Below are 11783 nucleotides of genomic sequence, written 5' to 3' on the forward strand. Positions count from 1 at the left end.
TTTTTTTGCTAAAATCAATAGATTGACCTTTTGTGTCTACCAACATTTTAAGCATAATCTGGTGGATACCCATCAAAAGGACAGACGATTTACATGCATGCGCTAATGCCAAGTTACCCTATTTTTATGGATGCTAAATGTCTTGAGATGTTTGGCATTTTTCTGCGTCTGTAAGCTTTTTAAAAGCTGGAATCAGGCGCCGTTGGGGAAATTTGGTATTACTGTTTTATTAAGCTTAAAAATAAGGCAAGATTTAGATGACTGACGATAGTAATAACACTTATTTTACTATTGAAAAGTCATTCTAAACACGTCATATCATGAAGCTTGGTTGCCCCTCTGATATCTGATTGCGGTAATGAATGAGCGCGTTTTAGATTATTATAAAGGATAATCTATAGCGCCGTAAATCATTACCTCAATTTTTGATTTTATGAAAGTGTTATTTTACGTGATTGCTGCTCATCATTGATATGGGATAAATCACGCTTTTCAATTGTTTTCACGACTACTGTAAGGATTTTCGATGGCATATTCCTATACTGAAAAAAAGCGTATTCGCAAAAGTTTTGCCGAATTGCCCGCTGTAATGGACATTCCCTATTTGTTGTCTATTCAAGTAGATTCTTACGAGCAGTTTTTGCAAGAGCATAAAAAGCCTAAAGCTCGGGAGAATATTGGTTTACAAGCCGCGTTTTCATCGATTTTTCCGATCGAAAGCCACTCAGGAAACGCAGAACTTCAGTTCGTTGAGTACTATCTAGGAACGCCTGAGTTTGATGAGCGCGAGTGTATCCTTCGTGGATCGACGTTTGCTGCTCCTATGCGCGTGAAGATTCGTCTGATTATCAAAGACAAAGACAGCAAAGATAAAGACAGCAAAGCGGCAATTAAAGACATCCGTGAGCAAAGCGTTTATATGGGTGAAATTCCGCTGATGACCGATAACGGTACGTTTATCATTAACGGTACCGAGCGGGTTATCGTATCGCAATTGCACCGCTCGCCTGGGGTGTTTTTTGACCATGATAAAGGCAAATCGCACTCAAGTGGTAAAGTGCTTTATAACGCTCGCATCATTCCTTATCGCGGATCGTGGCTTGATTTTGAATTTGATGCCAAAGATTTGGTGTTTGCGCGAATTGACCGCCGCCGTAAGTTGCTTGCCTCTATCATTTTGCGCGCGCTAGGTCTTGATACCGCTGAAATCTTAGATTTGTTCTTTGACAAAGTATCAGTTTATAAAGGTGAAGATCAGTTTGAAATTGACCTTGTTGCCGATCGCCTTCGCGGCGAGATGGCTCAGTTTGACATCGTATCTCCTGAAGGTGAGGTGATCGTTGAGCAAGGCAAGCGCATTAACGCTCGCCGAATCCGTCAGCTTGAAGAAGCTGGAATGACTAAGATTGCCGTTCCTGACGAGTACCTTTATGAGCGCATTTTAGCGCAAGACATTATTGTTGATGATGAAGTGATTGCTCGCGCGAACACACTTGTTGACCATGAATTGTTGGTAAAGATTAGCGCTGCGGGTATTAAAGAATTTAGCATCTTATTTACCAACGACATTGACCAAGGCACTTATATTGCCGATACCCTTCGTGCCGATACTACCTCAAGCCGCGAAGAAGCGCTGATCGAAATTTATAAAGTCATGCGTCCAGGTGAGCCACCAACGGTTGATACCGCCGAAAAGCTGTTTGAAAGCATGTTCTTTAATGCTGATCGCTACGATTTGTCCAACGTTGGTCGGATGAAATTTAACCGCCGCTTAGGGCTTGAGTTTGAAAATACCGACGATCCTGACGTTCAGCGCGCTCGCAGTGTGTTGACGAATGAAGACATCGTTAACGTTTTAAAAGAGCTGATCGAAATCCGTAACGGTCGCGGCGAAGTGGATGATATCGACCATTTAGGAAACCGCCGAATCCGTTCGGTTGGTGAAATGGCTGAAAACCAATTCCGTGTGGGTCTGGTTCGCGTTGAGCGCGCCGTGAAAGAGCGTTTAAGTTCAGCGGAATCTGATAACTTATCGCCACAAGATTTGATCAATTCAAAACCGGTAGCCGCAGCGATCAAAGAATTTTTTGGTTCAAGCCAGTTGTCGCAGTTTATGGACCAAAATAACCCATTGTCTGAAATTACCCATAAGCGCCGTGTTTCAGCGTTAGGACCAGGTGGTTTGACCCGTGAGCGTGCAGGATTTGAAGTTCGTGACGTTCATGACACCCATTATGGTCGAGTTTGCCCAATTGAAACGCCAGAGGGTCCAAACATTGGCTTGATTAACTCGTTAGCAGTATTTGCTAAGACCAACAGCTTTGGCTTTTTAGAAACGCCGTATCGCCGCGTGGTTGATGGTAAAGTAACGGACGAAATCGAGTACCTATCTGCTATTGAAGAAGTGGGAACGGTGATTGCGCAAGCCGATTCGCCAATGAATGACAATGGCGAATTAAGCGATGAGATGGTCAGCGTTCGCAGCTATGGCGAGTTTGTGCGAATGCCAGCCGATAAAGTGACGCATATGGATGTGTCACCAAGTCAGGTGGTATCGGTTGCGGCAAGCTTAATTCCATTCCTTGAGCATGACGATGCCAACCGTGCACTTATGGGATCAAACATGCAGCGCCAAGCGGTGCCGACCCTTCGTGCGGACAAGCCGCTTGTTGGTACCGGAATGGAGCGTCACGTTGCCCGCGACTCAGGCGTTTGTGTGATTGCCAAACGTGGCGGCGTGATTGAAGATGTGGATGCGTCGCGAATTGTGGTTCGTGTGAACGAAGAAGAGATGACGGCAGGTGAAGCCGGTATCGATATTTATAACTTGATCAAATATACCCGATCAAACCAAAACACCTGTATTAACCAGCGCATTATTGTGAACCAAGGCGACAGCATTGCCTCAGGCGATATTTTAGCCGATGGTCCATCGACCGATTTGGGTGAATTGGCACTGGGTCAAAATATGCGCATCGCATTTATGCCGTGGAATGGTTATAACTTTGAAGACTCAATCTTATTGTCTGAAAAAGTGGTAAAAGAAGACCGTTTTACCACCATTCACATTCAAGAATTAACTTGTGTGGCTCGTGATACCAAACTTGGCACGGAAGAAATCACTGCCGATATTCCAAACGTTGGTGAAGCGGCGCTTTCAAACTTGGATGAAGCCGGAATCGTTTATATCGGTGCTGAAGTTGATGCCGGTGACATTTTGGTCGGTAAAGTGACGCCAAAAGGTGAGACGCAATTAACGCCCGAAGAAAAATTGCTTCGCGCAATTTTTGGGGAAAAAGCGGCGGATGTGAAAGACACCTCACTTCGCGTTCCAACGTCAAGTAAAGGTACGGTCATTGATGTTCAAGTCTTTACCCGTGATGGCGTTGAAAAAGACGCTCGCGCCCGAGCGATTGAAAAATCACAGCTTGACAGCTACCGTAAAGACTTAAAAGAAGAGCTGCGGATTTTTGAAGAGGCGGCTCGTGGTCGGATCAGCAATTTACTTAACGGTCAAAAAGTCAGCGGCGGCGCGGGGCTGAAAGCCGGAACGGTCATGACGCAGGATGCGATGAAAGACATGTCGCTTGAAACCTTGCTTGATATTCAGCCAGTTGAAGAAGAAATCTCCGAGCGATTGGTGCAAATTGCGGATTTCTTGGTAGATAAGCAAAAAGACATCGACAGTAAGTTTGCTGAGAAAAAACGCAAATTGACCGCAGGCGATGATTTGGCGCATGGCGTTCAAAAAATTGTTAAGGTTTATTTGGCGGTGAAACGTCGCATTCAGCCGGGTGACAAAATGGCGGGTCGTCATGGTAACAAAGGGGTCGTATCACGAATCATGCCGGTTGAAGATATGCCCTATGACGAGCATGGCAATACCGTGGACATCGTATTGAACCCACTTGGTGTACCTTCGCGGATGAACATCGGTCAGGTGCTTGAGACGCATTTGGGAATGGCAGCCAAAGGTCTTGGTGAAAAAATTGATAATATGCTCAAAGCGCAAGCTGCCATTGGCGAGCTTCGTGAATTTTTAGATAAGATTTATAACCAAGTTGGCGGTGAGCGCGCCGATTTAGACAGCTTATCTGATGAGGATATTATGGCGCTTGCAGGAAACCTTCGTGAAGGCGTTCCGATGGGAACAGCCGTATTTGACGGCGCTCATGAACATCAAGTCAAAGATTTGCTTGAGCTTGCAGGACTGTCGCGTGATGGTCAACAAGTGCTTTATGATGGTAGAACGGGTCAGAAATTTGACCGTAAAGTGACCGTCGGCTACATGTATATGCTCAAACTTAACCACTTGGTTGATGACAAAATGCATGCTCGTTCAACCGGATCGTACTCACTGGTGACTCAGCAGCCGCTTGGTGGTAAAGCTCAGTTTGGTGGTCAGCGCTTTGGTGAGATGGAAGTTTGGGCGCTTGAAGCTTATGGCGCAACTTACACCTTGCAAGAGATGCTTACTGTCAAATCGGATGACGTTGAAGGTCGGACGCGAATGTACAAAAACATCGTCGATGGTGAGCAGTACATGGACCCTGGAATGCCGGAATCCTTTAACGTATTGACCAAAGAAATCAAATCGCTGGGAATTAATATTGAGTTAAAAGAAAGCAACTAAGCCTTCAAGCTTTGCCTTTCTGACCAAAAGTAGTCGCCAATGAGGCTACTTTTGGGATTATCTCAACCTGATTCATTGCTCTTAATCTGTAGCGTTAATCGCAACAGATGATTACAAGAACGGAGACGCAACTTGAAAGATTTACTCGATATTATGCAAAGCTCTGCCGGAACTGGCAGCCGTGAGTTTGATAGTATTCAAATTACCCTAGCTTCCCCTGACACCATCAAATCATGGTCGCACGGCGAAGTTAAAAAACCTGAAACCATCAACTATCGCACCTTTAAGCCAGAGCGCGATGGGTTGTTTTGTGCCAAAATTTTTGGTCCAGTCAAAGACTTTGAATGTCTTTGCGGAAAATATAAGCGCCGTAAATTCCAAGGCGTGATTTGTGAAAAATGTGGCGTTGAAGTCACCACCGCTAAAGTTCGCCGTGACCGCATGGGACATATTGACTTGGCAAGTCCTGTGGCGCACATTTGGTTTTTAAAATCACTTCCTAGCCGTATCGGTTTGCTTCTTGACATGACGCTTCGAGATATCGAGCGCGTCCTGTATTTTGAAAGCTATATTGTCACTGAGCCGGGTTTAACGAGCCTTGAAAAATATCAGCTTCTTGATGATGAAGATTATTTTAAAGCCCTTGAAGAATTTGGCGATGAATTTGTTGCCAAAATGGGCGCCGAAGCCATTCAAGACTTGTTAAAAGACATCGATTTGGACGTTGAAATTGATGAGCTTCGTGAAGCCATTCCGCAAACTGGCTCTGAAACCAAGCTTAAAAAGATGTCAAAACGTCTAAAACTGCTTGAAGCGTTCCGCGATTCCAACAACAAGCCTGAATGGATGGTGATGACCATTTTGCCAGTCTTGCCACCGGATTTGCGACCACTGGTTCCGCTTGAAGGCGGTCGATTTGCAACGTCTGATTTGAACGATTTGTATCGCCGCGTTATTAACCGTAACAACCGTTTAAAGCGCCTGCTTGAGCTGAACGCACCGGACATCATCGTTCGTAACGAAAAACGTATGCTTCAAGAATCGGTCGATGCGCTTTTAGATAACGGTCGCCGTGGTCGCGCGATTACTGGCAGCAACAAGCGTCCTTTAAAATCGCTTGCCGACATGATTAAAGGTAAGCAAGGTCGTTTCCGCCAAAACTTACTTGGAAAACGGGTTGACTACTCGGGTCGTTCGGTCATCGTAGTAGGACCCACCCTGCGCTTGCACCAGTGCGGCTTGCCAAAGAAAATGGCGTTAGAATTGTTTAAGCCATTTACTTATAACAAGCTGTTAACTCATGGTTTAGCAACCACCATTAAAGCCGCTAAAAAAATGGTTGAGCGCGAAGAGCCGCAAGTTTGGGATATGCTCGCCATGGTGATTCGTGAGCATCCGGTGCTGCTTAACCGTGCACCGACGCTTCACCGTTTGGGACTGCAAGCCTTTGAGCCGGTATTGATTGAAGGTAAAGCCATTCAGCTGCATCCGCTCGTTTGTACGGCATTTAACGCCGACTTTGACGGAGACCAAATGGCAGTTCACGTGCCGTTGACTTTAGAGGCTCAGCTTGAATCACGAGCTTTGATGATGTCAACCAACAACATCTTATCGCCAGCTAACGGTGATCCAATCATCGTACCTTCACAAGACGTTGTTTTGGGACTTTATTACATCAGCCGCTCGTCAATCAATGCCAAAGGCGAAGGCATGGTGTTTGCGTCAGTCAACGAAGCACTTCGGGCGATTGGTTCAAACGACTTGCACGTGAATGCGAAAATCAAAGTTCGCGTGACCGAAACGCATTTTGATGACGATGGCAATAAAACCAAAGAAACCAATTTAAAAGAGACCGTTGCCGGTCGACTGTTGATTTGGAACATCATGCCAAAAGGGATGTCGTTTGATGAGTGTAACCAAGAGATGACCAAGAAAAACATCTCGCGCCTCATCAACTCATGCTACCGTAAAATGGGCGTGAAAGACAGCGTCATGTTTGCCGACCAATTGATGTACCTTGGTTTTGCGCAAGCAACGTTGTCGGGCGTTTCCATCGGTCTTGATGACATGGTTATTCCACCAAGCAAAAAACAAATTATCGATTTGGCGGATGCTGAAGTTCGTGAAATTGAAGATCAGTTTGAGCAAGGCTTTGTGACCGCCGGTGAGCGCTATAACAAAGTGGTTGATATTTGGTCGCGAACCAATGACAAAGTTGCCAAAGCCATGATGGACAACTTAGCCACCGATAAAGTGATTAACGCTGAAGGTGAAGAAGAGGAGCAAAAATCCTTTAACTCCATCTTTATCATGTCAGATTCAGGAGCTCGGGGTAGTGCCGCTCAGATTCGTCAGCTTGCCGGAATGCGTGGTTTGATGGCAAAACCGGACGGTTCAATTATCGAAACGCCCATTAAAGCCAACTTCCGTGAAGGCTTGACAGTTTTGCAGTACTTTATTTCAACTCACGGTGCTCGAAAAGGTCTTGCCGATACTGCGCTTAAAACTGCAAACTCAGGCTATTTGACCCGCCGCTTGGTTGATGTGGCACAAGATTTGGTCATCACCAGTGAAGACTGCGGTACAGAGCAAGGCTTGCTTATGACGCCGCACATTCAAGGTGGCGAGATCATCGAAAAGCTAGGTGACTTGGTGCTTGGTCGGGTAACGGCTCGCGATGTCACTTATAACGATGATGACTCAAAAGTTTTAGTTCCTGCGGGCACTTTAATTGATGAGCATTGGGTTACTGTTTTAGATGAAAATGCCATTGATGACGTTTGGGTTCGCTCAGTGATCACTTGTGATGTGGCTCATGGCGTTTGCTCACAGTGCTATGGTCGTGACTTGGCTCGCGGTCATAAAGTGAACATTGGTGAATCGGTTGGGGTTATGGCAGCTCAGTCGATTGGCGAGCCGGGAACTCAGTTGACCATGCGAACCTTCCACGTGGGCGGGGCAGCAAGCTCAGCTTCGGTGGATAACAGCATCTCTGTCCGAAATGGCGGTCAGGTTCAGTTCCAGAATATGAAGACGGTTGAGCACGTTGATGGTCACTTGGTCATCGTCTCACGCTCCGCTGAAATTGCCTTAACGGATGAGCTTGGTCGTGAGCGTGAGCGCTATAAAGTCCCTTACGGCTCAAGCGTGTTGGTTCGTGATAAAGACTTGGTGGATGCCGGTCAAACCATTGCCAAGTGGGATCCGCATACCCACCCAATTATCACTGAATTTGCCGGTAAAGCGCGCTTTAGCGATATTACCGATGGTATGACGGCAACGGTGAAAATCGACGAAGCCACGGGAATGAGCTCGTTTGAGATTTTGGCAACGCGAGACCGCTCAAGTGCGGCTAAAGACTTGCGACCTGCCATTATTCTAAATACCGATGAAGGTAAAGAAGTTGTTTACTTCTTGCCGGCTGAAACCATCATCCGCGTGAGCGACGGTGAAGAAGTGGCGGCAGGGTCGGTACTTGGTCGCGTTCCGCAAGCCTCATCAGGAACCAAAGACATTACCGGTGGTCTACCGCGCGTGGCTGACTTGTTTGAAGCTCGCCGACCAAAAGACCATGCGATTATGGCTGAGATGACGGGTGTGGTCAGCTTTGGTAAAGAAACCAAAGGCAAAAACCGCTTTATCATTACCAACGAAGACGGCGAAGTCCATGAGGAACTGATTCCAAAATGGCGTCAAATCAACGTCTTTGAAAACGAAACGGTTGCTCGCGGTGAGATCATTGCTGATGGTCCGCAAAACCCGCACGACATTTTACGCTTAAAAGGCGAAACGGCGCTTGCCAACTATATCGTTAATGAAGTTCAAGAAGTTTATCGCTTGCAAGGCGTGAAAATCAACGACAAGCACATTGAAGTCATTATTCGTCAAATGCTGCGTAAAGTTGAAGTGACCGATGGCGGCGATTCAAATTACTTTAAAGGCGATCAGGTTGAGTACGCGGATGTTAAAGCATTGAATGCCAAGTTGATTGAGGAAAATAAATTCCCCGTTCAGTTTGAGCGTCAATTGCTAGGGATTACTAAAGCCAGCCTTGCAACCGAAAGCTTTATCTCGGCAGCATCGTTCCAAGAAACCACGCGCGTTCTTACCGCCGCTGCGGTTACCGGCAAAGTCGATGACCTTCGCGGCTTGAAAGAAAACGTGGTTGTTGGTCGCTTGATTCCGGCGGGAACTGGACTTGCGTATCACAGATCACGCAAAGAAAAACTGGAGCAAAAACTGCAAGATACGGATTTGAGCGCGGCATTTGACATTACCGCAAGCTCTGAAACCAGAGACTTTACCAGCTTTGATGAAGCCTTTGCTCAAGAACTTGGTCAAGACAATTCGTAATTATTGACTTAAGACGAAAAAAGCCAGCGTGATGCTGGCTTTTTTTGTGTTCAAGTTATTTAATTAAAAATAAGCAGCTGAATGATGACAAGCTATTCAAGCTGCTTATTGGTTTTCTAAAGTATTATGGTTCTATTGGAAGCCGCTCATTGCTGACGCCTTCTGTCAATTCATCTTCAAGCTCTGGTAGCGGGCGCTTTTGTGGTTTTGGCGCAACGGGCTTTTTAATCTCATCTAAGTCAACATCTTCATCGTCTGCAGCTACAGCGCCGCCATCGGTCATTTCAATAATACGCTGCTTTTGTTTTTCAGACTTGGCGCGATTATTTAACGATACCCACTGTTTTGGGGTATTTTTTAATTGCGGTCGCATAAAGTCAATCCAAACCGGAAGGGCAGCAACGCCGCCAAATTCGCTGCGACCCATGGGCGAGGGTTGATCAAAGCCCATCCAAACCACGGTGGCATTGGTGGGGTGAAACCCTGCAAACCAAGCATCTTTAGCTTCGTTGGTGGTTCCGGTTTTACCACCAATATCACTGCGACCAAGCGCTAAGGCGCGCCTTGCCGTTCCGCGCTGAACCACATCACGAAGAATATCCGCCATTTCATAAGCGACGCGTGGCTGCAAAATTCGCGGCGCTTGAGTGGCAAAAACGTATTGAACCGGCGGCGCTTTTAAGCGGTCCGCTGCTGGGCTGGCGTCATAAATCAAAGCTTCTTTTGCCGCTTTGATTTTGGCAGCTTTTTCCAGATCTTCAGCGGTTGGCTTAGATTTTTTGTCTTTTTTAGGACGATCTTTGTTGTCCGTTTTGTCGTTGGTTAACGCGTCGTCCTCCTTTGCTGCGTTATGATCTTCAATCAGCTTTTTATTTAAATCTTCTAACTGTTCATTAAAACAAACCGCGCAAGCTTGCTGTGGATTGGCTTGGAACAGCAGCTTGTTGTCATAGTTATAGATTTGCTCAATAAAATAGGGCTGAATGCGATGACCGCCATTAGCAAAGGTGGAATACGCGGTTGCCATCTGCAAAGGCGAGGCTTCGCCAGTGCCTAAGGCTAAAGATAAGGTGGTTGGTAGTTTTTCTTTATCAAGCCCAAACTGATCGAGTAAGTTGCGGGTGTCTGAGATACCAACGGCTTGCAATAACCGAATTGAAACAAGGTTTCGTGATAAATACAGACCACGGCGCAAGGTCATGTCGCCATAAAAGCGACCATCGGAATTTTTTGGTCGCCAATTTCCCACTTGAATGGGACGGTCAGAAACGATGCTGTCTGGTCGATAGCCTTTTTCAAGCGCGGTGGTATAAACCAGTGGCTTAATGGTGGATCCTGGTTGCCGCCAACCTTGCAAAGCGCGGTTAAACTTACTGTGGTTAAAATCAAAGCCACCAACCAAGGCATTAACCGCGCCCGTATCAGGATTTAAAGACACCAAGCTGCCCTGAATTTTGGGAATCTGAGCCAACTGCCAGTTACCGCTGTCGGTTTTAATCAAGCGGATAATATCATCTTTTTTGACGACTTGACCTGCGTTACTTGGTGAGCCGCCAACACGGTTGGCTGAGTAGTATTTTCGCGCCCAACTGATTCCTGACCAATTGACCGTTACGGTCTCACCGGAGGGCATTAAGGCATCAAAGCTGCGACTTTTAACATTTAACACTTTAGCAGGATACATGCTGCCGTAGCGTTCAAATTTTTCTAGTGGTTCACTGTTGGCTTCAGCACCGCGCCAACCATGGCGGTGATCGTAAGCCACTAAGCCTTTAAGAACCGCTGTTTCAGCATCAACCTGCGCTTGACTATCAACGGTTAAGCGAACGCGCCAACCGCCATTAATAACTTGTTCCCCATAACGATTGACAAGCGCATAACGGGTCATTTCTGCCAAATAAGGCATATTGACATCAAGTTTTTCTTGGTAGATTTTCAAACCAATCGGCGCTTTTAAGGCTTTGTCGCGCTCAGCCGTACTGATATAGCCAAGCTCATGCATCCGCCCAATAATCCAGTTGCGGCGGGTGAGCGCCCGAGTTGGGTTGGCAACCGGATTGTATTTTGACGGTGCTTTAGGAAGCCCTGCCAGCATTGCCATTTCAGCGATGGTTAAATTATCAAGCGATTTACTATAGTACTTTCGAGCTGCCGCACGAATACCGTAAGCGCCTTCGCCCAAATAAATTTTATTGACGTATAAAGTTAAGATCTCGTTTTTGCTGAGCTCATCTTCCATTTTGCGCGCTAAAAACAGCTCGGTCAGCTTTCGGTTTAAGGTACGCTCTGGACTTAAAAAATAGTTTTTAGCCACCTGCATGGTGATGGTTGAGCCGCCCGTTTGACCATCATCTTCAGTGACCACTTCGGTCACCGCTCGCCCCAGACCTTTAATACTAATACCGCTATGCTGAAAAAAGCTTGAATCTTCTGCCGCTAAAAAGGCATTGGTCATGTTTTTTGGAATTTCATCAAAAGTCACCGGCAGCGACATGCGATTCCCATACTGACCAATTAACTTATCATCGCGGCTGTAAATCTGTAGCGGCATCTCAAGGCTTGCGGTTTTAATTTCTTGAACGCTTGGCAAGGTTGGGGAGAGGTACATTGCCATGCCATAAAACCCAATAGGGACAGCAAGGATTAAGATCAGCGCCAAAGCCAAACAGGCAACGACAAGTCTCACCAAGATTTGGATGAGACGGACGGTAGCAGGGTTCTGGGTCATAAGAAAAACTTATTAGATAATAATTGTGACAAATGATTTATTATACCTTGAAGCGGACATTGAGGTGAA

At 46.2% G+C, this 11783-nt stretch carries 3 protein-coding genes; 2 read left to right on the forward strand and 1 reads right to left on the reverse strand.

Going from position 1 to position 11783, the window contains the following annotated elements; genetic code table 11:
- Window positions 1–526 precede the first annotated feature (526 nt).
- A complete protein-coding gene (gene rpoB / locus ACZ5XY_RS07340) occupies window positions 527–4633 on the forward strand; it encodes a DNA-directed RNA polymerase subunit beta (protein WP_464740340.1) in 4107 nt (1368 codons plus the stop codon).
- Window positions 4634–4765: 132 nt separating this feature from the next.
- Complete coding sequence (rpoC, locus tag ACZ5XY_RS07345) at window positions 4766–8986, forward strand: DNA-directed RNA polymerase subunit beta' (protein WP_464740342.1); 4221 nt, start codon at window positions 4766–4768, stop codon at window positions 8984–8986.
- Between the two features lie 124 nt (window positions 8987–9110).
- On the opposite strand, the gene ACZ5XY_RS07350 is transcribed toward rpoC, so the two are convergent.
- Window positions 9111–11714 carry a penicillin-binding protein 1A gene (locus ACZ5XY_RS07350; protein ID WP_464740344.1) on the reverse strand — a complete coding sequence of 868 codons (2604 nt, stop codon included), beginning with the start codon at window positions 11712–11714 and terminating at the stop codon, window positions 9111–9113.
- Between the last annotated feature and the right edge of the window lie 69 nt (window positions 11715–11783).

This window comes from Psychrobacter sp. GTC18467, assembly GCF_055397455.1.

What these genes read in the sequence shown, in the direction of transcription:
- ACZ5XY_RS07350 (WP_464740344.1), bottom strand. Translation starts at nt 11,714, where the DNA reads ATGACCCAGAACCCTGCTACCGTCCGTCTCATCCAAATCTTGGTGAGA.
- rpoB (WP_464740340.1), top strand. Translation starts at nt 527, where the DNA reads ATGGCATATTCCTATACTGAAAAAAAGCGTATTCGCAAAAGTTTTGCC.